At 46.1% G+C, this 24425-nt stretch carries 19 protein-coding genes; 13 read left to right on the top strand and 6 right to left on the bottom strand.

Annotated features, from left to right (window positions below):
* Positions 1 to 8: 8 nt before the first annotated feature.
* Complete coding sequence (locus MARGE09_RS07580; protein ID WP_236986732.1) at positions 9 to 2654, bottom strand: trypsin-like serine protease; 2646 nt, start codon at positions 2652 to 2654, stop codon at positions 9 to 11.
* Between the two features lie 319 nt (positions 2655 to 2973).
* Between MARGE09_RS07580 and MARGE09_RS07575 the strand changes: the two genes are divergently transcribed.
* The 5 genes from MARGE09_RS07575 to MARGE09_RS07555 all read left to right on the top strand — a co-directional run bounded on the left by MARGE09_RS07575 (position 2974) and on the right by MARGE09_RS07555 (position 10677).
* Positions 2974 to 6843, top strand: a complete 3870-nt coding sequence (locus MARGE09_RS07575) for a hybrid sensor histidine kinase/response regulator (protein ID WP_236986731.1) — start codon at positions 2974 to 2976, stop codon at positions 6841 to 6843.
* Positions 6844 to 6953: 110 nt separating this feature from the next.
* A complete protein-coding gene (locus MARGE09_RS07570) occupies positions 6954 to 7490 on the top strand; it encodes a GbsR/MarR family transcriptional regulator (RefSeq protein WP_236986730.1) in 537 nt (178 codons plus the stop codon).
* A 44-nt stretch (positions 7491 to 7534) separates the two neighbouring features.
* Complete coding sequence (locus MARGE09_RS07565; protein WP_236986729.1) at positions 7535 to 8911, top strand: cytochrome ubiquinol oxidase subunit I; 1377 nt, start codon at positions 7535 to 7537, stop codon at positions 8909 to 8911.
* Entirely contained in the window at positions 8911 to 9906 is a 996-nt protein-coding gene (locus tag MARGE09_RS07560) for a cytochrome d ubiquinol oxidase subunit II (RefSeq protein WP_236986728.1), read from the top strand. Before MARGE09_RS07565 ends, MARGE09_RS07560 begins: the two co-directional genes overlap by 1 nt.
* A 96-nt stretch (positions 9907 to 10002) precedes the next feature.
* Positions 10003 to 10677: an OmpW/AlkL family protein gene (locus MARGE09_RS07555; RefSeq protein ID WP_236986727.1), complete on the top strand. Its 675-nt coding sequence runs from the start codon at positions 10003 to 10005 to the stop codon at positions 10675 to 10677.
* 227 nt (positions 10678 to 10904) lie between these two features.
* Here the strand turns inward: MARGE09_RS07555 and MARGE09_RS07550 are convergent, their stop codons facing one another.
* Positions 10905 to 11837 (bottom strand): MBL fold metallo-hydrolase, encoded by a 933-nt coding sequence (locus tag MARGE09_RS07550; protein ID WP_236986726.1) that lies wholly within the window; start codon positions 11835 to 11837, stop codon positions 10905 to 10907.
* A 324-nt stretch (positions 11838 to 12161) separates the two neighbouring features.
* Between MARGE09_RS07550 and MARGE09_RS07545 the strand changes: the two genes are divergently transcribed.
* A complete protein-coding gene (locus MARGE09_RS07545; protein ID WP_236987337.1) occupies positions 12162 to 13532 on the top strand; it encodes a phospholipase effector Tle1 domain-containing protein in 1371 nt (456 codons plus the stop codon).
* A 50-nt stretch (positions 13533 to 13582) separates the two neighbouring features.
* On the opposite strand, the gene gloA2 is transcribed toward MARGE09_RS07545, so the two are convergent.
* Positions 13583 to 13966 carry an SMU1112c/YaeR family gloxylase I-like metalloprotein gene (gene gloA2, locus MARGE09_RS07540; protein ID WP_236986725.1) on the bottom strand — a complete coding sequence of 128 codons (384 nt, stop codon included), beginning with the start codon at positions 13964 to 13966 and terminating at the stop codon, positions 13583 to 13585.
* Between the two features lie 319 nt (positions 13967 to 14285).
* On the opposite strand from gloA2, the gene MARGE09_RS07535 reads away from it, so the two are divergent.
* The gene (locus MARGE09_RS07535) at positions 14286 to 15446 is read left to right on the top strand and encodes a hypothetical protein (protein WP_236986724.1); all 1161 of its coding nucleotides are present in this window, start codon (positions 14286 to 14288) and stop codon (positions 15444 to 15446) included.
* Between the two features lie 22 nt (positions 15447 to 15468).
* Here MARGE09_RS07535 and MARGE09_RS07530 read toward each other — a convergent pair whose 3' ends face one another.
* Entirely contained in the window at positions 15469 to 16059 is a 591-nt protein-coding gene (locus tag MARGE09_RS07530) for an NUDIX hydrolase (protein WP_236986723.1), read from the bottom strand.
* A gap of 320 nt (positions 16060 to 16379) precedes the next feature.
* Here MARGE09_RS07530 and MARGE09_RS07525 point away from each other — a divergent pair, with 320 nt between their 5' ends.
* A complete protein-coding gene (locus MARGE09_RS07525; RefSeq protein ID WP_236986722.1) occupies positions 16380 to 16799 on the top strand; it encodes a DUF3135 domain-containing protein in 420 nt (139 codons plus the stop codon).
* A gap of 3 nt (positions 16800 to 16802) precedes the next feature.
* On the opposite strand, the gene MARGE09_RS07520 is transcribed toward MARGE09_RS07525, so the two are convergent.
* Positions 16803 to 17117, bottom strand: a complete 315-nt coding sequence (locus tag MARGE09_RS07520) for a YqfO family protein (RefSeq protein ID WP_236986721.1) — start codon at positions 17115 to 17117, stop codon at positions 16803 to 16805.
* A 96-nt stretch (positions 17118 to 17213) separates the two neighbouring features.
* Between MARGE09_RS07520 and MARGE09_RS07515 the strand changes: the two genes are divergently transcribed.
* The 5 genes from MARGE09_RS07515 (at position 17214) to MARGE09_RS07495 (ending at position 22392) form a co-directional block, all read left to right on the top strand.
* Positions 17214 to 18077: a 6-pyruvoyl trahydropterin synthase family protein gene (locus tag MARGE09_RS07515; RefSeq protein WP_236986720.1), complete on the top strand. Its 864-nt coding sequence runs from the start codon at positions 17214 to 17216 to the stop codon at positions 18075 to 18077.
* Between the two features lie 147 nt (positions 18078 to 18224).
* Positions 18225 to 19085, top strand: a complete 861-nt coding sequence (locus tag MARGE09_RS07510; RefSeq protein WP_236986719.1) for a hypothetical protein — start codon at positions 18225 to 18227, stop codon at positions 19083 to 19085.
* A gap of 914 nt (positions 19086 to 19999) precedes the next feature.
* Positions 20000 to 20518, top strand: a complete 519-nt coding sequence (locus tag MARGE09_RS07505; protein WP_236986718.1) for a DUF1697 domain-containing protein — start codon at positions 20000 to 20002, stop codon at positions 20516 to 20518.
* 388 nt (positions 20519 to 20906) lie between these two features.
* Positions 20907 to 21314, top strand: coding sequence for a UPF0158 family protein (locus MARGE09_RS07500; RefSeq protein WP_236986717.1), 408 nt, complete (start codon positions 20907 to 20909; stop codon positions 21312 to 21314).
* Between the two features lie 553 nt (positions 21315 to 21867).
* Entirely contained in the window at positions 21868 to 22392 is a 525-nt protein-coding gene (locus MARGE09_RS07495; RefSeq protein ID WP_236986716.1) for a flavodoxin family protein, read from the top strand.
* Positions 22393 to 22520: 128 nt separating this feature from the next.
* On the opposite strand, the gene MARGE09_RS07490 is transcribed toward MARGE09_RS07495, so the two are convergent.
* Positions 22521 to 24350 carry a SadB/YajI family lipoprotein gene (locus MARGE09_RS07490; protein ID WP_236986715.1) on the bottom strand — a complete coding sequence of 610 codons (1830 nt, stop codon included), beginning with the start codon at positions 24348 to 24350 and terminating at the stop codon, positions 22521 to 22523.
* Positions 24351 to 24425: the final 75 nt, after the last annotated feature.

The raw sequence follows: 24425 nt of genomic DNA, 5'->3' as shown, positions 1-24425 counted from the left end.
ATGGACTTCTACCCTGCAGGAAAAGATGCTGGATTCCTGGGATGTGTACCGGCTAGTTTTTCTTCTACATCTGAAAAACCATCATTATCATCATCGCGGTCACACGCATTACCCAAACCATCTTGGTCAGTATCCTTTTGATTGGCATTGGGTTTATCAACACAATTATCCCAACTATTAGGAATGCCATCACTATCTGAATCATCAATTATTGTTATAGGAGTAGATTGTGGGTTTTTAGGTTTGGAACCTGCATTATTTTCTTCCGCATCCGAAAAACCATCATTGTCATCGTCGCTGTCGCATGCATCCCCTAATCCATCACGGTCAAAGTCCTTTTGGTTAGCGTTAGCTTTTTCCATGCAATTATCCTCCCAATCAACAATACCATCATTATCAAAATCAATGATCACTGTCATTGGTGTCGAATTTGGATTACGCGGTAACGATCCAGCATTATTTTCTTGAGCGTCGGTGAAGCCATCATTATCATCATCACTATCACAAGCGTCGCCCATGCCGTCAAGGTCAAAGTCTTTCTGATTAGCGTTAGCTTTATTTGGGCAATTATCGTTTTCATCCAGCAAACCGTCGCTATCCCAATCGGTTAAAATGCTAATTGGGGTAGAATTTGGGTTTCTTGGATTGGAGCCCACTTGGTTCTCTTCGGCATCGCTAAAGCCATCATTATCGTCATCACTATCACAACGGTTTCCGATACCATCAGCGTCAGTATCTTTTTGGTTGGCATTAGCTTTATTCGGGCAGTTATCTTCAAAATCAAACCAACCATCGCCGTCGGTATCAATAAATACAACCGGCGGGGCAAAACATTCTGATGGAATGTCTAGGTAAGAAAATGGCGCGCTTACATCCATACACGTCACAGGATTATTTACCAACAAAATCGTTTGTAAATTAACGAGATTTTCCAAGGCAGATATATCACTGACGTTGTTATTTTCTAAGTCTAGAACCACCAAAGACGTCATATTCGAAAGCGCCGATATATCACTGACTTGGTTATTCCATAGTACCAATAAAAAAAGTGACGTTAACTCTTCTAAAGCGCTGATATCCGAAATATTGTTACCCTCCAACACCAACAGCTCTAATCGCTGCATACTCGCCAAAGGAGAAACGTCTTGAATTTGATTTTGGTCTGCAAAAATGTAGAACAAATGATTAAGCTGCTCGATACCACTTAGTGAATGAATATCATGTGCAAAACAAGAAAGGCCTTCGACCTCCTCCACCAATAGCCAATCATTAAACTCTGCCATGCCTGTAATACAACGCTGAAGGCCTGGGTCCTCAACCACAATATCGGCTACAAAATTAAAGCAAGCATTTGCAATATCGTCATAAGTAAAAACACCAGAATTAACATCTAAGCAATCAACACCTTCAATATCAAACAACATCACAAAACTAAGCTGCGTTAGGCGAGCCAATGGATTTAGGCTATCAACAAGAGTTCCAGATAAGTTCAGAAACTGTAATTGTGTTAACTTTTCGAGAGGTGTGATATCACTAATGGGGTTATCCCCTAAGCTCAGCTCAAAAATATTTTCGTAGCTCTCTATGCCTTGCAGGTTAGTAATGCCCATGGCATCGCATTGCAAACTGATTACCTCTGTAATATCAGTCCAGCCAGCCGCTTGGGCGGCGTTATCAATACATGCTTGCAAGTTAATATCTTGCACAGGGTGATCTATAATTTTTGTTGATAAATTACGTGCAATCCACGCTTCAAAATGAGGGACTTTGGCGTAAACGCCAAAAAAGCCCGGATCGGCGCATGAACCATTGCCGAAACTAACAACACCCACTTGATGAGGCTCACCATCTACCTCGACAACAAGCGGGCCACCGCTATCACCGTGGCACGAATCTTTACCGCCAACAAAAGTGCCTGCACAAATCATCGTCTCGTTAATTGTGTCTGGACCAAAAATAGGCTCGTAGGCTTCATTGCAAATTTCTGGGTCAATGTGTTGCACATCGACTTCTTGCAAAAAATCTGGAAACTCAGGAAAGTTAGGATCCATATTGCCCCAACCTGCCACTTTAAAAGCGTCTCCGACATTGACCGACATCATCTGCTCGCTCGATAAAGTCGGCAGCGTTGGAAGGTTGGTGGCTCGCTCTAAGAAGATAAGAGCAATATCATTCGATAAAGCAGCGAGGCTAAAATCTTCGTGCATTTTTATCTTTTTAACACCAATAATTTCTCCGGTTGCACCTGGGTCCGACAAAATATTAGAGCCCACATACACATCGAACGAATTAACACCCGCACCATCTACACAATGTGATGCGGTTAAAACAACATCTGGACGAATTAAGCTACCGCCACAAAAGTGACCATCCAGAGGATTAGCCCCCTTTTGCACCAGCGATACAATGTACGGCCAGTCGGCCGGATCCGCCGACCCACCACCAACAATACGTGGCGCAGGACTAAATACTCTAGAATGCCGATCGGCCCAAGATGTAGGCCTTGCAGCTACTGGAGCAGGCTGCACCTCTACCTTACTGGCTAAGTATTCTGCTACCTCGTGTTTATAAACAGTCCCTGCGAAGGCGGTATTGGCCATCGCAATAACACTAAGACCTGCACTTAAGCGCAGAAGGTTTTTGATTAATTTCATGCAAATTCCCTATTTTTTTTACGGTAAAAATGCCCACTGGACAGGACACAGCTTGGGCGTCTTGAATACACACCAGCAAGAAAGTCGACAATTTACCCGCCTAACATCCTTGATAGTGGCTCGACACAGACACTTAACATGCGAGACGTTCATAATATATTAATGCGTACCTTATTTTTTAAGGAAAACCTGTTTCTCGCCCACTCGGTGGCATAAACCGCCACAAAATGTCACCCAAGATGCAGCCCGTCCTAAACTGCCACGTTGGGTGGAATGCTGGTCTAGACTAAGTACACACACCACTGACATGGTTAATTGGATGGCCGGCGCACAGGCTAGGTATACTCGGGCTTCACACGCACTTCTGCGCGTTAATAGCTGGCTACGCCCCTGCTTAAGCCATATCGGTATAAAAGCGCGACTCTTACTCCTTTTGGCGTTAACTCAGTTGCTGATGCCAATCTTCGCTATCCAAGCGCAGGCATCGCCTGCCAATTTAAAGAAAGAGCACTTTTCTTTTACGCATGTTCTGCCGAATGAAGTTGAGGCACTTGGTTATATCAACGCCATCGAAATGGACCAAGAAGGCTTTATTTGGTTTGCCAGCAATAATGGCTTAGCTCGTTTTGATGGCCATCAATTATTAACCTTTAAACATGTCGCTAATACCGCTAATAGCCTTGCCTCTAATTTAGTTAACGATTTGCTCGTCAATAGCCAAGGGCAGTTGTGGGTCGCAACAGAGGCCGGGCTTAATCGTTTTAACCCCGAAAGCAATAGTTTTAGCCTGTACACCGTGCCAGAAAAATACCGCGTTAACGCCGATTTCAACGCTTTGCGTACACTGCATGAAGATGCGACCCAACAACTATGGTTAGGCAGTAGCGCGGGGCTATTAAGGTTTGATCACGAAAAACAAAAGCTAATACCATTGATGCTATCGCTGCCTAATGACCATACCGCAAGCCAGTTGGCTATTTCAGATATCAGTACCGACAACAAAAACAATTTGTGGTTAGCCACCCTTGCGCACGGGCTTGTGAAGGTGTCGCATTACACCATGGAAGCACAATTCAACCTCGCGCAATCCGCATTATTATCCAGCCATAAACACAGTGATGTACGCTCAGTGTTTATTGACAACCGCAATGTTATTTGGGCCGGCACCTACCACGGAGACCTACTGGCCATTAACCAGCAAGGCAAAGTACTACACCAATATGCGCAACCCGAAGGTGAAAGGCGCGATGTTATTTGGTCGATAACCCAAGACCGTTTTGGTCGCATGTGGGTCGGCGATGGCGGCGGCATTAATCGGCTGTCGCAAGATGGCCCATGGCTGGTGCGTTATGCTTACAATGAATCCGATAACAGCTCGCCAGGCAATTATGCCGTGCGCACTATTTTTGAAGATGACGTAGGCGATTTGTGGCTTGGTTTTTTTCCTTCAGGAGTAGACCGCTTAGATAAACAAGCCTCTGCCTTTCAAAATTTTCGGCACCATTCACAAGACGATAATTCACTCACCGATGGTGGTGTGCTATCGGTAACAGAAGACGACCAAGGCAACCTATGGATCGGCACAGGATTTGGCCTTTCTCATTTTAACCGCAGCAACCAAAACATTACGCGGTTTTTTCACGATGCTAACAATAGCAATACCTTGTCTGGCAATACCTCTCTTAGTTTAGCCATCGATGCCCAACATCATTTATGGGTGGGCAGCTGGTCGCAGGGTTTGAATAAGATTAATTTACGAGATAAAACATTCGAACATTTTACATACCAACCTTCAGACCCACACTCTTTATTAGGCGTAGAACCGTGGCGATTATTAATCGATAGCCAGAAAAATTTATGGGTTGCAACAGAACTGGGACTGAATCGCTTCAATTCCGAAAACTCAACTTTTTCTCACTTTCAACCTATTGATAAGAATACAGGCAAGCCCAATAATTTATATAGCCGCGACATCTATGAAGATAAACGCAATAATTTTTGGATAGCCTCCGATAGAGGTTTATTTCTATTTGATAGAAACACACATACCTTTCGCCAGTTTCAACACAATGCCAAGCAACCGCATTCGCTTAGCGCCAATTTTGTTAAAGCTATATTTGAAGACAACGACAACAATTTGTGGATAGGCACCCACGGTGGCGGCCTGAACTTGATGGACCGCGATACCGAAAGCTTTAAACAAATCGGTGAAAATCAAGGTTTAGACAAACTCGCCATTTCAGGCATCACCCAAGATAAGCAAGGTTTATTGTGGTTAAATACATTGCAAGGTTTGTATACATTCCACCCAACGACCGGCCAGTTTACGCAATTAACCAAGCGTCACGGCTTACTCAGCAACATATACAACCGCAACGCCATTATCACGCTTAAAAATGGTGATATCTTTGCCGGTAGCACCGGCGGCTTTAGTTTAATAACCCCGGCTAAAATTGAAAAAAACCCAACACCACCAAAAACTGTGATTACAGGGTTTAGTATTTTTAACAAGGTAATTAATTTACACGACGATCAATCTCCACTGACAAAAACGATCAACCACACCAAACGCATTACCCTTGATCATGATCAATCGGTTTTTTCGTTTGAATTTGCATCGCTTAGTTACCAGCTAACCGACCAAAACACTTATATGTACATTCTAGAAGGCTTCGACAAAGACTGGCACGCAGTAGGCCACCGCCGCACAGCTACCTATACCAACCTAGATGCCGGCACTTACATTTTTAAAGTGAAATCAGCCAACCACGATGGTGTATGGTCCAACGACCCAGCTAGTGTTGAAGTCATTATTCTTTCGCCACCTTGGTTAAGCTGGTGGGCCTATGCCCTATATTGCTTGAGTGCTGCGCTATTTATTTTTTTTATATTCCATATTCAAGCGCGCAAAGTACAGCTGCAACACGAAAAAACGCTTAACAATAAATTACTTAAGTTGGATAAATTCAAGGATGCCTTTTTAGCGTGTACCTCACACGAATTGCGCACCCCGTTAAATGGCATTATAGGCATTGCCGAAAACCTAATGGACGCCAAGCAAGAACAGCTCGACAAAGACACCCTAGACAAACTCACAATGATCACCAATAGCGGCAAACGCTTAGCTAGCTTGGTCAACGACATACTAGATTACTCTAAGCTGAGCGAACAAAGCCTAAATATACACCGCCAAGTGGTCGTTACCCACCAACTTGTATCCCAGGTCGATGCCCTACTCAGGCCTTTAGCCGACGCCAAAAGCTTGCAGTTAATAAATGATATTAATGAAAACGTTCCCGCCGTAATGGCTGATGAAAACCGCTTACAGCAAATACTCATCAACCTTATCGGCAACGCGATTAAATACACAACTGAAGGCAGCGTACAGCTCAGCTGTAAACGCGACGGCAACGAGCTATGCTTTATTATTCGCGATAGCGGTATTGGTATAGCCGAAGACCAGCTAGGCCATATCTTTGAGGTTTTTCACCAAGTAGAACACGGCGATAACCAAAGCTACTCTGGCACAGGCCTAGGTTTAGCCATCGCTAAACAGCTTATCGAACTACAAGGCGGTCGTATTCATGTCACTTCAACGGTGAACAAAGGATCAATCTTTTCATTTACGCTTCCTTTAGCGAACACCCAGAGCCAGCGCGCCACGCCACAACAACCACCCGCTGTGCAGCCAAACACTGCAGGCACCACAAAACATAAAATCGCCACAGCCCAACCCAGCGCACAGGCACAGCAAAACAGCCCGCCACCAAAGTCCCTACCTTGCTTGCACAGCAACCCGCAAAGCAAAATTATTCTGATTGTTGATGACGACACCATCAACCGTATTGTTTTAACCGGCATATTGCAGCTTCATCACTACAAGGTAGAAGAAGCTATAAACGGGCAAGCCGCGTTAGACTACTTTGCCCAAGGCCGCCACGCCGATATGGTTATAATGGACGTAATGATGCCCGGCATGAACGGCTACGAGCTATGCCAAAGGCTGCGCGCGCAATACCCAGTGACTCAGCTACCCATTATCTTTCTATCAGCCAACCTCACCGACGAAGATCTCAACAAAGCATACCAAGTCGGCGCCAACAACTTTTTAACCAAACCCATTTCCAAATATGCGCTGCTCCCCCAAGTTGCCAACCAGCTAAAGCTAACCGAAAAACCACCCGCCTAAGCCGCCCCTATTTATACAAAAAGCCTTGACGAATATCAAATAAGGTTTAGAATTTTCAGTAATTTCTGAAAATTCAGTATAACCACAATCCCAGTACAGGTAGCGCAAGCATGAAACTGCCACACGACAGCCAAACCTTTATTATGCACTGCGGTGAAATGGGCAGCCGCTGGGGCTTTAACCGTACAGTAGGCCAAATTTGCGCGCTTCTTGTGATCACCGAAGAGCCACTCAATGCCGACCATATCGCCGAAGCTCTAAGCATTAGCCGTGGCAATGTAAGCATGGGGCTAAAGGAGCTGCAATCGTGGCGCTTGATTCAATTAAGCCACAAGCCAGGCGACCGCAAAGAATACTTCACCGCCAGCGGCAGTATTTGGGATATGGGACAAACTATTTTTGAAGAACGCCGCAAACGCGAAATAGACCCAACGCTATCGCTTTTGCGTTCGCAATTACTGGCGCACGAAGGCGAAAGCAATTACCGCATAAAACGCCAACAAGAAATCCACGACCTGCTAGAGCTGCTCACCAACTGGGCCACCGCTTTAGGCAGCATGAAACCAGAAAGCCTTAAATCGTTAATGAAACTAGGCTCTGGTGTAACAAAAGTTTTGGAATTAAAGAGTAAGTTAAAAAGCAAATAAACCACCTACAAAACATAGGCCGGTAGCGGCTTAGGGAGTTAGGCATGTTAGACGTACTAATGTTATCGCGCATTCAATTTGCGGCCAATATTAGTTTCCATATTTTATTTCCCACCATCACCATCGCGCTATGCTGGTACTTACTGTATTTCAAAATCCGCCAGCACGTCACGCCACACCCAGTATGGCAGCGCGCTTATCGCTTTTGGGTAAAAATATTTGCCTTAACCTTTGCGCTAGGCGTAGTCAGCGGCATTACCATGTCGTTTCAATTTGGTACTAACTGGCCGGGGTTTATGGAAAAGGTCGGCAATATTGCAGGGCCGCTGTTAGGGTACGAAGTCTTAACGGCGTTTTTTCTTGAGGCGACTTTTTTAGGCATTATGCTTTTCGGCCAAAGCCGCGTACCACCGTGGCTGCACACCCTTGCCACAGCTATCGTTGCGCTAGGTACCATGCTATCGGCATTTTGGATTTTAGCGCTAAACTCGTGGATGCACACCCCCGCAGGGTTCGAGCTACGCGACGGTATAGCCTTCCCAACCAGCTGGTGGGCTATTATTTTTAACCCGTCTTTCCCATATCGCTTTGGCCATATGCTCTTAGCCTCTTTACTGACAGCCAGCTTTTTAATAGCAGGCTTAAGTGCCTACCGGCTATTAAAAGGTGACACAAAATCCACCCCAAAAAACACCCTAAAGCATGCGCTCATTGTTATTGCTATAGCTGCGCCACTGCAATTATTTATGGGCGATATGCACGGGCTAAATACCTTTGAGCACCAACCACAAAAAGTCGCTGCAATGGAGGGCGTATGGGAAACCACCCAAGGCGCTCCCCTGCTATTGTTTGCACTACCTGACGAAAACCAACGTACTAACCACTTTGAGCTTGGCATACCTAAAATCGCGAGCTTTATTTTGACTCACGATTTAAATGGCGAAATTAAAGGGCTTAATAGTTTTGAGCATCACCCACCGGTCGCTCCGATATTTTTCAGCTTTCGCATTATGGTCGCACTCGGCATGCTTATGATTTTAACCGGTGCGGTGGCAAGTTACTTTTTAATGCGCAAAATACCATGGCCAAAGTGGTACCTGCGCTTTTTAACAGGCATGACTTTTTCCGGTTGGGTGGCCACACTTGCAGGCTGGTACGTGACAGAAATTGGTCGTCAACCGTATTTAGTCACCGGCGTATTAACCGTCCAAGAGGCTGCTACGACACAGCCCGCAGCCAACGTTGGAATTTCGTTAGCCATTTATTTAGCGTTGTATGCAGTGCTATTAGTGTCCTATATACACACACTAATGCGCATGGCCAAAAAGGCCGTCGATGTACCAGAATACGAAAGCGCAGAGATTCCCCATGCACCATTTCACAATGAAAAAACGCAACCTGTAAAAGCGGAGGCCTTGTAATGACACATGCTGAACTTGCAATAATTTTTGCAGGCTTAATGGGCCTAGCAGTATTTATTTATGCAATTGCCGATGGTTATGATTTAGGCGTAGGCATGCTATTACCGCAGGCCTCATCAAGCCAGGCAGAATCCATGCGCGACACCATGATAGCCTCTATCGGCCCGTTTTGGGATGCCAACGAAACTTGGCTCGTACTTGCTGTGGGGATTTTACTCATAGCCTTCCCAACAGCGCATTCAATTGTACTTTACCAATTGTATTTACCGGCAACCTTTATGTTGGTGGGGTTAATCTTGCGCGGTGTTGCGTTTGATTTTCGCGCTAAGACTAGCGTGGCTCAAAAAGCTTATTGGGATAAAGCTTTTTTTGCAGGCTCGCTGCTTACCAGTTTATGCCAAGGCTATATGCTAGGTCGTTTTGTGCTCGGGTTTGAGCACAGCTTAATAGCCTACATATTCGCAATATTGGCAGCGCTTGGTGTGAGTATTGCCTACTGCCTAATTGGCGCTGCTTGGCTTGTGTATAAAACAGAAGGTAGCGTACAAAAACGCGCCCAAGCAAAATTATCACTTTTTACGGTAATTACCGGCGTAGGTATTATCCTAGTTAGCCTTGCCAATTTATGGGCCAACCCCGATGTACTTAACCGCTGGTTTAACAGCCAACTCGGGGTTTGGCTAATCGCTATCCCATTATTGGGGCTTGCAGGCTTCGCCGCCTTAACGGCGTATATTCGCAAAAGACATCGCTCTGATTTATGGCCACTACTGTGTGTGATTATAATTTTTGCAAGTAGCTTTTTTGGCTTAGCCGCTAGTTTCTTGCCCGACATAGTACCCGGCCAGCTCACAATTTTTGAGGCCGCAAGCGCGGCAGAATCACTGCAATTTATTTTAGTAGGAGCCGCAATTGTTGTGCCTTGCATATGTGCATATACGGCATTTTCTTATTGGGTATTTCGCGGTAAATCGCAGGCACTTAAATACGAATAGGCCCGCGTTGATGCATATCAAAACCCGAAGCTAGCTTTCACTTATCCTTAACACAATTAATTAATTTCGAAATAAAACATTGTGTTGAGGATACCTATGAAAAAAATCTTATTAATCGCCTGCATCGCTGCCACTGCCAACACTACGCCAGCTCTAGCCTATGAGGCAGGTGACTGGGTAGCTAGGGGCGGACTAACGCTGGTAAGCCCTAAAAGCGACGGCAGCGATAATATTCAAGTGCCAGCACTCGGTGGTGACACAGGCATGCAAGTAGAGGTCGATGACAATATTCAACTCGGCTTAAACTTGGTGTACTTTTACAACCCAAACTGGGCAGTAGAGTTACTGGCAGCAACGCCTTTCAGCCACACCATCGATCTGAAAAATAGCGCACTAGGCTTGGGGGATGGCGAACTAGCAGAAACAAAACACCTCCCTCCCACCGTTAGCGCCCTTTACTATTTTTCGAGCGACAGTACCTTTAAGCCCTATCTTGGTCTTGGAATAAACTACACTACATTCTTTAGTGAAGAATTTACCAATGCTCGCCAAGAGCAAGGGTTTAATAGTTTAAGCCTTGAAGACTCTTGGGGAATTGGCCTGCAGGCAGGTTTTGATGTCGCACTGAATGGCAGCTGGCATATCAATGCCTCTGCACGCTACATTACTATTGATACCACTGCAGAATTTAAAGTTGGAGATGCTGAGGGCAGCGTGGATGTAGCAATTGACCCTTGGGTATTAAGCTTAACCGCAGGTTACACTTTTTAATTTGATTAAGTGTAACTATTCAGCCAGCTGTGAAATTGAGTGCTAATCGATCATTTTCTAGGCCGCTTAAGCCATCTGAGGCTTTGTGCTCCTCAACTTTGTGCAAAGTCTACCCCCACGCATCCTTGCTGGGGCTGGGCACTATGCACGCGCTCCCAGCGGGTGAATAGTTACGATTAAGTTACGCGGGGCACGGCGAAAAGGCTTACCCTTTTCGCCGTGCGGCATTAATGCTTGTGCTCGGCTTTGCCTGCAGGCTTCCCTGTTAAGTCGGCATAAATAGTTCGCGTCATTTTTTCAGTTGTAGTAATTCCCCAGTTCCACTTGTCGTGGTATTTTTTAAGCGGATTTTTGGCAACAACTTCGTCTTCGCTTAAGCCTTTTTTCACCCACTTTTTTACCCGCTTAATGGAATCTTCAAGCATGTTTATCGAAGCGCTTAAATCTGCTTTTGTCGCCAACGGGCCATGGCCTGGAATAATTTTAGTTTTTTCATCCGCCATACCTAGAATAGTTTTTTGTGCCGCTAGGTAGCCTGCCACAGTGCCACCACTGCCTAAATCAATATAAGGAAATAAGCCATTAAATAGAACATCGCCAGTGTGAATAATATTTTCTTTGGCAAAATATACAGCGGTATCACCATTGGTATGAGCATGCGCAAGATGCAATAGCTGAGCATTAGCACCATTTAAATGAAACGCCATTTTATCGGAAAAAGTAATTACCGGTAATGCAGCCGCAGGTGCAGGGCCTGCACTGCCGGGCACCCCATTAGTCACCATTTGATGGCGCATATTTTCGTGTGCAACAATGCGGGTACTACCTGCGCCATAACTCGCATTGTTGCCGGTATGGTCGCCATGAATATGAGTATTAATAAGGTAATCGATATTTTTATCGGTTAATTTCTTTACGCTGTCTTGCAATAGACCTAAAAAAGGCGGTAGACCATCATCAATCATCACAACACCGTCAGCCCCTACCGATAACAATATGTTTCCACCGGTAAAGCCCCCCACCCCTTGAATCATATAAATACCCGGCGCTAGCTCGGTTGTCTTGAGCGATATCTCATCTGCAACAACGCTATGGCTGAATGCCATCGGCGCTATAGCCATAACAGTTGATAAACACATTTTTCTTAACGCTGCTTTCATAACGACTCCTAGTTTTAATGGGCTAAAAAATTGTGGCTTTATACGCACTCTCGCCTGCGCAAGATCAGCCATAGCGCATGCATAATCACATATGGGCATCGCTAAAAATAGTACTTTTTTGTGAAAGCAAGGACAGAAGTGGCTTCTGGCAACTTTCTGCATTTCTTCCATCGCGGGAAAAGCGCATTTTGAGAGGCAGCCATATTCTAATGTTTCAATTTAGACTCTTCGGTCAAACAAACATATTAATTATCTTCCGCAATCACTTTTCACTAAAGGTACACTGTGCATAAATAATAGAAATAATAAGGTTAACTCGTGAAAATGATCAACTGTGCGCATTTGCGTAGCTTTCTCAGCCTTTTAGCTATCACCAGCATTGTTGCTGGCTGCTCAAGTTTTGAGCGCCGTAGTTATAAAGATAGCCTTGGTATTTACCCCGAAAAAGCTCCTAATAATCAGCAGCCTGCCGTATGCGGCACGCAACAAGCCGGCCTTCCCGCGTGGCAGACGGTGGCCGGAGATTTAACCAGCACTACGCGTAACTGGCGCGAATTTGAGCAATATCACCGCGAAGCCCCCAGCCGAAATATTGCGATTTTTATTGATGGCACCGGCAATGTCGCGGCAACCAGTACCAATATCTGGAAGCTATATGCACTTGCCACTGCACAAGCATGCACAAGTGCAACCATCCCCTTTTACCATCAAGGTGTAGGTACCCGAAGATTCCAACGCATATCCGGCAGCATTATGGGTAAAGGCGTTGATGATTTAGTCAAAGAAAGCTATCTTTTTTTAAGCCAAACTTACCAACCAGGCGACAAGGTGTTTATTTTTGGCTTTAGCCGCGGTGCCTACGCCGCACGCGCACTAAACGGCATGATCGAATTTGCAGGCCTGCTCAACCTAAAGGCACTTAACAATGCGGCACCAACAGACAACAAAGCCTTAGTGGAAGCTGTTTCTAATATTTATAAAACCTACCACCAACATAATGATGGCAAACCCAACTATGAAAACCGCTTACGGGAAAATATTACACAACGCTTAAGCCAATACCCGATGTACAGCGGCGCAAATAAAGTAATTGTTGATGCCATCGGCGTTTTCGATACCGTGCCTGCACTAGGGCTAACGCAAGATGAAAACCCAGACCTATACCGCACGAACCTTTACGCTAAAGCCGGTTACCACGCGCTAGCCATAGACGAGCAGCGCAATAGCTTTAGGCCGCTGCGTTTTGACGACCGCATCGACAACCATCAAATACTCAAACAAATGTGGTTCCCTGGCGCCCACGCCGATGTTGGTGGCGGCTATCAGGATCACGATGGGCTAGAGAACCTCAGCCGGCACTGGATGCTACAACAGTTTAAGCGCTTTAATTTATTCCCCGCTAGCGCCCAGCACATTCAATGCCCCACTGACCAGGCCAGCTGCGAGTACGGGCAACTGCACGACGAATTCCTAGACAACAAATTATTTAACGGGGCCGGCTTACATATTCGCCGGCCACTAAAGGGAGAAACATTACACAACAGTGTTTTATGCCGCTATAACAATACACAGCTGCCCCAGCCCCACCACGGGCGCGAACCCACAAAACAATACCGCCCTGAAAACCTGTACTTACCCCTTAAAAAATATTACCGTTTTAATCCTTATAGCTGTGCCACACCAAATACACATTAAGTACCCCCAAGCTAAAGAATGCGAGCTCACAAGGACGTGAACAGCACGGTTTAGGCCTCGTAGAGTTCTAGCGGCAAGCCGTCTGGATCACTAAAAAAGGTATATTGCTTGCAGGTGTATTCATCCACACGAATAGCCTCTGTCGCAATGCCATGGCCACGTAATTGCGCTACAACACTCGCTATATTTTCTACTGCAAAAGCTAAGTGTCTTAAACCTTGCGCCTCTGGGTAGCTAGGCCTAGGTGGCCGATTAGGAAAAGAAAACAATTCTATTTGCGAGCCGTCGGGCAAGGCTAAATCCAATTTAAAGGAATCGCGCTCTTCTCGGTAATTTTCAGCAATAATACGCAAACCCAGCATATCGTCATAAAAGGTTTTGGAGCGCGCGTAGTCTGCGCAAATAATGGCTACATGATGTACACCTTTAAGCATTAAATCCCCACTCATCACACCAACGCATGCATTGCAATAAAAAGCCTTTTCCCACTTGCATTTTATCCACTTTAACGTTCATTCTATAAGTCACAATAACAGCCCTACTAGCTTAAGGACACCTCTAAAAATAGTAGTTTTTGTGTAGGAGCAAGAACAGAAGTTGCTCCAGGCAACTGCTGCATTACCTCCATCCGTGTCAATGTGGGTCAAGTACCGCCCGGACGACTAAATGGATTCAGGAGGTAGAGCGACGCACCGGAAAAACTGCATTTTTAAAGACGCCCTTAACCAATTAATCGATAAAAGATAAATAATAATGCCTACACTCTCAAGCCACATCCAAAAAGCCGCACAATGGCACGCTGCCTCACACGGCAAAGCCAACGATGCACAAGCGACAAGAACAGAAATTATTCTTCGTGCGTATCACATAAAAACGGGCACAGCGGTAGAAGAACGTACAGAGCTGCTGCAAGAGTTGCTTGCCATTGCAAAAGACTACATAGAAAAACATACATTTTCTGCAGCCTATTACACCCAATTTATCGAGCTGGGTATGCAGGTGCAAAAACAGCTTATCGCGATGGAAAAAGCAAAAAAAGCCTGGGGCTCAGCCAAAAAGATTTTTGCACCAAGCGGCAGCCAATTTGGCAAAACCAATCCGTTACAAAACTACAGCGCTAAAGCAGCCAGCCCCACAAGTGCACGCAATTATTGGCTAGAAGGCCTAGACCCAAACCACCGATCTTGGGGGCATATGCCCAAAGCACACTTTGACAAGTGGCTAGCTGATGCAGGCACCACACTCGGTTTTTTCGAATGGCTAGAAGACAAAAATTTAGCCCGCGGCTTACCGCAAGTTGAATACCTTGCCCCGAACGAACGCTGGAAATATATGTGTGTTTTTGGCGACGATAAAATTATGTACCGCCACCAACAGGCTTTGGGCTCGCCGGGCACAGGCTCCATCCCACTGCAGCGCTTTACCACTTGGGGCTTACAAACAGCACACAGTGGCCGTAATTATGCGATTTGGGTGTGTGGCGCGAATGGTATTTTTTATACCAACTCACACGCTGTTAGCAAATTTCACCATTCAAGCTTTTTAGCTGGGCAACGGGTGCTCGCCGCGGGCGAATGGGTAATAACCGCTGGCAAGTTATTATTGATTAGCCACAAAACGGGCCACCACGCAGCATCGGTGAGCAACCTCTACAGCGCAATCCGCTTATTAGATAGCCGGCTGGATCTATCGAGAACCGTCGTTCAAATCACAGACTACGTCGCCAAGAAAAACCGCTTTATTACGGCAAAACAATTTTTAGCCAAAGGCGGTAATGCCGCCGCATGCGACGAGATTCTAACCAGCACCGGCGTGCCCATGAATATGAAATTAGAAGCTCAAAAACGTTGTGATATGCATAAAGACTGGGACTTTAAGCATGCAACCACCCCCAAACGCTTTACCACAGCCTAAGCCTACAGATAAGCGCGCGCCATTAACGCGCGCGGTAAATCACCTCTTCAGCACTGTGTGCCCTGCCTATATGGGCACCGTGAAAACGGTTTAAATAGTCCACCAGTAAACGGGCTGTAAAGCCCCAAATTTTATACCCACTAAAACGGTATACCGGCGCCCAGTACTCTTGCCCTTCGGCGATAAAAATATCGGTACGCTGGCGCTGGTCGGCGGCCAATATTGCTAACGGCAACCAAAAAAGGGATTCTAGCTCGTATTGGCAAGGCACTAACGGCAGGTTTTCGGGCACTTGCGCTATAAAAGGTGTCACCCGCGTACCTTGCCGGGTAGCCCGCACAGGCATAGCGGCAACAGGCGTTACCATGGCTGGCGGCAAGCCCACCTCTTCGTGTGCTTCTCTTAAGGCGGTGGCTTGCAGGCAAGCATCTTGCGGCTCCCACATACCGCCGGGCAAGGCTACCTCACCGCGATGGGAATTCATGCGTTTAGAGCGCCGCGTTAGCAATATCTGTTGTTGCTCACCTTCGCCAGCTAATGCAATTAATACAGCAGCATCGCCCTTTTGCGGCTTATCGTTCGCAGCGGCTAATCGGGTTTGACTTGAATACATAAAAAGCCCTCGCTAAGCAATCGCTTAACATTACCACAGCCTTGCGTACCGCTGGCGGGGAAAGTCGCGTTTTTGCCATTGCTATCGCGTCAAAATCACGTCACCGAACTGATTGTTTTTTATTCAACTTCGGATTTTACGTCTCACGCGCGAGAAAATTGTCACATTTTCCACTATTTCCCACTCCCGCAAACTGCCGCCAAGCACCGCCAGCCCTACTTATAGATATTCGATATATTGGCGCCCATACCCATAGCGCATCGAAATTGATAGCATATTTTTTAACCAGAAGGCGCCTTGCGCGCCAAAAGGCGCTTTTTATGGCCAAGCCGCCCTTAGCGCCATCACCCGCGAACACAACACAAACACCGTGCCGCGGCATTACATTAAACAGAGGTATGACCATGCAGTCCCAATGGCCAACAACCGATGAGCTGTTAAAGCTTGCGAAAGAAAACCCCGATGCGCTCGAATCTTTGCGCCAGCGCGAGATTGAATCATTAATTTCATCCGCCCCCCAAAGCATGCAGCGCCGGCTGCGCGGTTTACAGTTTCAAATAGACGCAAAACGCAGCCTCAGCAAAACCCCTATGGCCGCTTGCGTGGCTATTTCGCAAATGATGTTTGATTCGGTTTACGAACTAAACGACGTGTTGAATAACGACGGCCAAAAAGCCGAAAAGCCCACTACCAGCGAAGCGGCCGATGTATTGCGCTTCCCTGCGGCGCTGAATGTATAGCCGTTAATCAAACGATAACATTTGAAACACGCCATAAGCGGGCTCCTCGTATGGGTGGGCCTGCTTTAAAGCCGCAATAACCGGCTTAATAACATCTTCCGCTAGGACCATTTCAACCCGATACTCATCCACTAACTCCACCTGCCCTACATGGCCCACAGCGGGGGCTGCGCCATCTAGCGGCCGGAACTGTCCTGTGCCCAGCGTTTGCCATGCGCAACAGTCGTAATTGCCAATACGCCCAGCACCGGCCTCAAACAAGGCCTGCTTTACCGCCTCTACATCAGCGGCCGGCACATAAAAGCTTAGTCTTAACATTAATATTCCCCTACCTAAATATTGCCACTGCACGAAAAACAACGGCAGCCAAAACCATAGTGTAAAATGCCACGCTTAAACCAATCGAGATTCATTATGCGCTTATTTGTAGATAACCTAACCAACGTCGATTTTAGCTACCTGTGCCCCCAGCGCGGGCTATTGGGCGAAACTTGGCTAGCGCATATTGAACTGACCGGCACCTTAGACGAACAAGGCATGGTATGCGATTTTGGCATAGTGAAAAAACAGCTGCGCAACTGGCTAGACGAAGAACTAGACCACCGTTTATTAGTGCCTACCCAGTACTCGGGCTGCCAAATAGAAACCGATAATAGCTACCATCGCATACAATTTGCCCTACACCCAGAAAGCACACAGTACGGTTTTACCGATGGCTGCAGCATTACAACACGCTCCCCGCACCAGGCCATTACCGCCATTCCCACCGGCCGCATTACGCCCCAAAGCGTAGCCCTTTGGTGCGAGCAACAACTCAAAAATGCCTTTGGTCCCGATGTCGCCAAAGTGGCGCTGCACTTCACCCCAGAAGACATCAACACCCCGTTTTACCACTATAGCCACGGCCTTAAAAAACATGCCGGTAACTGCCAGCGCATTGCTCACGGCCACCGCTCCAAGCTTTTAATATGGAAAAACGATCAACTCGATAACGCGCTAATAACCCAGTGGGCCAATACATTTAACGATATTTACTTGGGTACAGAAGAAGACGCCACCGGTAACCACGATGGCCACTGGCATTTTAGCTACCAAGCCCAGCAAGGCGAATTCGAGCTTAGCCTACCCCAAAACCAGTGCTACATGATGGCAACCGATACCACGGTAGAATTTATTGCCCAGCACATTGCCACACAGCTTAAACAGCAAGACCCTAGTGCCAGCTACACCGTTAAAGCCTTTGAAGGCATAGGTAAAGGCGCTATCGCCAGTAGTTAACAGGGCTGCTGACGCCCTATAAACACAAAAGACACTCACATATTAAAAAACGGTCTTGATTTAGGCGCCACTAATAACCTTTTTCTATTGTTCTTGGTGTCCTATTCGCATTAGTATGCTCCTTACGTATAACTAAGCGCATGCACTATGTTTGTCTCACCTCACATTCAACTGTTCAATAGCCGCCGGAAATCGCTGCCTTCTGTGCTGTCGCTTATTGGAACAGGCTTTAACTTTACCGCGCAGGTACCGGCCCTTTGTGCACTAAAGGCTAATGCTTTTGAAGATATTATTCGCGTTAACATTACCTCTAGCAGCGTATTTGCCTATTTTATTATTCAAGCCCATTTAACCCGCAGCTTGCGCCACGAGCGCTTAATTGGCTTAGACTTACTTTGCCGCGAGCTACACGAAACAGGTCTTAGCACCTACCTTTCGCGCTGGTTTAGCGTGCATACCGGTAAAACCAGTTTTTTCGAAAACCAAAAACTTGGCGACACCTGCCAGCTGCTATTTCCCGAACCTTTTTTACAGCGCACCTTAAGCAGCCTGCCCGATAACCTATGCTTTTGGGCTTACTGCACCAAAAAAAATGCACTCACCAAAATTAGCGTAAGCGAAGGCTACGGCGATATGACCTTCGCCCAAGTTATACGCGCCTGCGCCACAATCCCCAAACTGCACGGCAGCTACCCGTATAAAAACCGCGCCTTTATCGACCCATTACACTCCCCCAAAGCCAAAGCCTTTTTACAGCAAATAAGCGCGATTGAAGGCAATCACCTGATTTTAAACACCAAAAAAACAGAAGATACCAACGCAGGCACTTTATATGTAAGCGTACAAGACGGCCCCGATCACAGCCGCCGCGATTACTACCGCTTTATGCTTAACGCCAACAACCCACAAACAGAAGACACCCAACAACAAGCGGTAACGGCCCTGCAACAATGGCCACTAGTTCGCCGCAATAAAACCCCCGTTCGCAAAGCCGCCACAACGGCCTAACATTCCGCCTACAAAGCCTGCGATAGTCACCTTACAGAGCGAGCACCATGATTATCAAATCAGCCGCTTGGTAATCGATATTTAGTTTGGTAAAAAAGCTGTGACTCAGGGGAGGCTGAATTGAATTGATCGATAACCAGAATGGCTATTATCCACCCTCTATCACTTGCTGCGATACAATATGGGTTATTCCGTGACGAGCTAGGCTTAGCTTTAATTAGTGCGTTAGTGTTTTCGTATTTGGCCAAGCCTTATCAATCCAACAAATAAATACAGAGCGCATAGGTATTTAGTATCATGCGCTCTGGACTGGGCTTCATGCTTTTTGATTTGGCTGATACAGCCGACCTTTATATTCGCCAAGCTTGTAACTCTTATCTTATTGGGTGTGTACTACGCGCACATAGGATTGGAGAATCATCAGCATGAATGATTAATTCATATCTCGGGGAAGAGCCGGCTTCGCTTCTAGCCATTTCTTCCCACACCACACGGCTCCGCAAGCCTGAAACGGATATTCGAGATTAGCCTTAGCACGAGCATAAAGCCGATGAAGGCTCCCTACTGATAATGAGTTTCGACCCAGTGACCGCGTAATGCAATTAACCCCTAATCGGTAAAAAAGTCGTTGCTCAGGATGATGCCGGCACCTTCGCTTTATCGTGTTTCACCAATAACTTTTGCTGATAACCTCGCCTGTGTTAATTGATATATCGACCTGTTGGTGCAAATGCCAATCAAGGGAAAGCTGAGCTACAAATTAAGAGACTTGGAGAGAGATTTGGATTTCCTCAAGGTATTAGAATCCAAACAAAGCTGGTAATCTTAGAGTCCAAAAATATCAAAAGTAGCCATAGTAACGGCTTTAAACTACTTTTGCTGTGCTGCAGGCGTTATCTCCGAGGGGGGGATTAGTGAATACATATATAATTTTGTTAAGAGGTGTGAATGTTGGCGGCAAAAACTTAGTACCGATGAAACAGCTAAAGAAAGACCTGAATGAGAATGGATTCTCAAATGTAAAAACGTATATCCAAAGCGGTAATATTCTAGTTTCTAGTGTCAATAATCCGGAGTCCGAAATTGGTGACTTAATCGAGTCAAATTTTGGATTTAAACCAGAAGTATTAGCGCTTTCAAATAATGAATTTGATCTCGCGGTTTCAAGAAATCCATTTAAAGGGCTGGAAGGTAAGTTCGTGCATTTTTACTTTTGCAAACAACCTCCCAAGCTTAATTTAACCAAAATTCAGAGCCTATCGTCGGCTACAGAAAATCATAAGCTTATTAATAGCGTTTTTTATCTACACGCTCCAGACGGTATAGGCCGCTCAAAGTTAGTGTCAAATATAGAAGCTTGTTTGGGCGCTTCGGCAACCGGGCGAAATTTAAACACAGTTAACAAAATCAAGGAAATGGCAAAAAATCTATAAATGAGTCAGCCGGCGGTTTCTAGCTCTCACGCCCCCTAAGCCCGAATAGGGACATTCCAGATTATACTTTGCAGAAGTATAAAGTAAGGGTGCCTTCGGTTTATCATGCTTCGGTAACAGCTTTTACCGATAACCTCCTCCTGCATTAATTGATCTATCAACCTGTTTGTGCAGTTGCCTTTCGTTAGTCGTTAGCGTTTAATAAACCATATTAAATGGTGATTCACCCTACAAGGGGCTTTGAAGCGCAGGAAGCACGAATGCGACGATGTATAGGATATACGAGAGTCGCGTCACCATTAGTTCACGCCCAGCTGGGCGTACCAAAACAAAGACAACAGACTGCTAGCACGGCTTTGTACGCTAAATGCTCTCGAGGAATTTGGAAGTGACTATCAATTATAAAGACCTAGAATTGACACTTGAGTTTGTATCTTCAGGGTACGAATTCGAAAGTTCTGCGTATTTAGATAAAGAAACAGGGGTTATTTATTACGATTCAGATGAATCAGAAGATGAGTTGCCTGAAGATCTATTCGAAAATGCAAAATATATAAGTATACCCTCAAAAGAGGACCTTGGACTTGGAAAACCATTAGCGATTGAATACGCTCAAAAAAACCTGCCCAACGAGCTGGAGTTAGTGAATTCATTTTTTAGGTCTAAAGGAGCATATTCTAATTTTAAGTCTTTATTGGGAAGTAAAGATCAACTTGAAAATTGGTACGCTTTCGAACGAGAATCAATGAAAAAAGCAATCTTAGAATGGTGTGCCGAAAATGAAATCAGCATTTGAATCGGGTAACCGGGAGTTTCCAACTCCCGCCCCCACTGCACTCAGCATATGCCCCCCTAAGCCTGAACAGGGGTTCGAGATTAGGCTTTTCAGGAGCATAAAACGAGCGTTCATCCCAACGCTCAGCAAACTCTTGTCCAGCGGTCGCGTAATCCAACTAACCCCAAATCGGCAAAGAAGTCGTTATTAAGCGCGATATAAATACCTTCGATTTTCGAGCGTTACCAATAACTTTTAGTGATAACCACTACTGCGTTAATTGATGTATCAACCTGTTCGTGCAGTTGCCTTTCGTTAGTCGTTAGCGTTTAATAAACAGCATTAATGATCCCCTACCCATGGAGGGAATTTAATAATTAAACGCACCAACACTGAAATGTATAGGGCATACGAACGTCGCCATACCATTGGCTCACTTCTATGCTGAGCGAACTAGGGCTGGTTACGGCGAGCAACTTTCCCGTCACTTGAATTTACGGCGAAAAGATTAGCACAGTTCAATCAACTACAAAGCTGCCGCCCTCTGGTGGCGCTATGAACAAGGAGTTAACATATGAGTAATTCGATTATGATTTTCGGTAGTTCGAGGCGGGACGGCAATACACGTAAATTTTCGGATTGGATTTCTGAGGAGCTAGAATGTGAGATCGTAGATCTCGCAGAGTTGAATATTAGCCCGTACGACTACGATCATAAAAATAGAAGCGATGATTTTCTAGAACTTATCGATAAAATTCTACAATTCCAAAATATCATTATTTCTAGCCCTGTTTACTGGTACTCCGTTAGCGCTCAAATGAAGGTATTTATTGATAGGTTTTCAGATCTTTTAGATATAGACGAGCTTAAAGGTGTAGGCCGTATACTTAGGGGTAAGAATGTGTACTCGGTATGCACTTCCATTAGTAATAAGGTAGCGCCATCATTTGAAGAAATGCTTAGAAATACATTTGAGTACCTTGGAATGAATTACAAAGGGTGTGTTCATGCAAATTGCGAACAAGGGTATATCGCCAGCAATTACAAGAATGATATAGAACATTTTGTTAAGTTAGTTAAGTCCTGCGAACAAGGATAATTTACGCGATACATGGCGTGACCGAGGGTTCCAGAACGAACCTGTAATGGCACACTGTTCTGGTCACGAATTTATTAGTGTATAGGATCTCTGGGAGATAGTGGCAAAGGAGCGGCCCCTATTTTGGCTTAGAAGCAGGTGGTTTTGGGCGGGCTGAAATCCGCCTCAAGGGAGTAATCTGCTGAAGGATTATTTATGTCGATTGTGCCAGGAAGTACATTTATAGGCATAGCGTCTTCCTGCTGCCGAGGTTCCTCACCAATTTCACCGTAAATAGATGCGGAGCTTGACGATGAAGATCCTGTACTACTGCTACTCAGCTGAAAATTGAACAATGGAAGATTAGGACCTACATCCTGATTAAAGGCACCACCAACAAAAATGCTTGAACCATCACAGCTAAGCCGCCCTAGCTCAAACCGTTCCTCACATTGCGCAGCAGCATCTGCACAAACAAAACCGACAAGACCGTACGTTCTTTCGTCATCTTTACACATGGACAAATCCAGATCATTGGCAAATAGATTGCCAGCAAATTGGTTTTCCCCAGAGGGCGGATTCTCGCTGCAAATAGTTGGGGGATGCGATACCCACTTAACCGCATCTACCTGTACGTTATCACTCACAGTAACAATCGCCCCTCTAATCGGTCCGTCCGCGAGCTTGCCAATCTCGATATACGCTCGCTGAGCCTCATCCAATAATGGAATTTCCAAGACATGCGCGTAAGTGCAAGGCTCGTAACACACCGGCTGCACCGCAGCGATGCCATTGCCTGCTGCGAATTTTGCCATCAGATATACATCGGCTTGTTCCTGATTCCCCCCACCATCAAACGGAATAAACGCTTGGCCTGCCGTTAGCGTTAAAGGGGTTGTGACTGACGGCAGATCCTCACTGTTGCTCGTTACCCATTGCATCGCTAAGCCCAGCTCGTCATAACGGCCCAGCGCGTAAATACCGCTTACGGTGGATAACACTTGGCTCGTACTAAAGCGACCCAATTCAAGCCATTGGCGCACACCGGTATTAGCGCTCGGCGCTAGGTCATCGCGAACCATTAAGCCAAAGGTATCGCCCCAAAATACGCCACCGCCATGCACGGTTGGCGTGAAATGATCAAAGCCATAAACACTGACTTCGTAGTAAGTTTCGGTTTCACCATCTAGTCCAGAACTCAACACATTATTGCCACCGGTAATCAGCCACTCGCCATCGGGCGAAATCATCAAACCGGTATCGCGCAGGCTATCAACTACTTGGTGATCACCCAGAGGGAAAATGGCGTCTTCGCGCAATAGGTAAGGGCGAATGGTGAATAGACGCTGGCCTTCATTGTTCATCGTCCAAATTAAGCCCGCACCAGCAGTCATTTGCAGAGCAGGTTGCTCTTCATGCGCCGGTAAGGCCGTGCTAGCCATCACTTCAAGAAAGTTTGGTTCGAGCGCACTTATCTGCCACTTATTCGCGCTGGTACGCTGACCAATAATCAAATGGCTGCGCGCAAAACCTTCTCTCGCAGGCAAATAAGTTATCGCGACGATTGGAGAGTCGATCTCAATGCTAGTCAGCACGGTGCCGCTCATTGAATCGACAACCGTCAGCGAGGTTGCCGTGCTGATGTATAAACGCTTGCCTTCGGCATCAAAAAATAACTGATCCACACCGGCGTCCAACGTGAGCTGCCAAAGGTGCTGGCGCGTCGCAAGACGAAGAGCGCTCACTTTAGTGCCACTGGCGCTACCCACAAACGCGATATCCGCCTGCGCATCCACGGCAGAGCGCACGTCGTTATAGGCGCTTTGAATAGGCAGAGCCGTTGTTTTAGTCGTGAGCGTTTGAGGTGCCTGAGTAAATTTAGCGCTAGCTTGCGACTTTGGCAGCTGGCTGTCGCCGTCACACCCAGCAAGCAGTGCGGCGCTTACCATAATCAAAGAGTGACCTAAAAGCTTCATCATCACTGTTCCTTAAGTTCCATTAATATTTAGGCTAGTGATCAACATTGTGCCGGCTGCACTGATACAACACAAGGC

It is taken from the genome of Marinagarivorans cellulosilyticus (genome assembly GCF_021655555.1).
GTDB lineage: Bacteria > Pseudomonadota > Gammaproteobacteria > Pseudomonadales > Cellvibrionaceae > Marinagarivorans > Marinagarivorans cellulosilyticus.
This window is presented reverse-complemented; position numbering and strand designations above follow the sequence as displayed.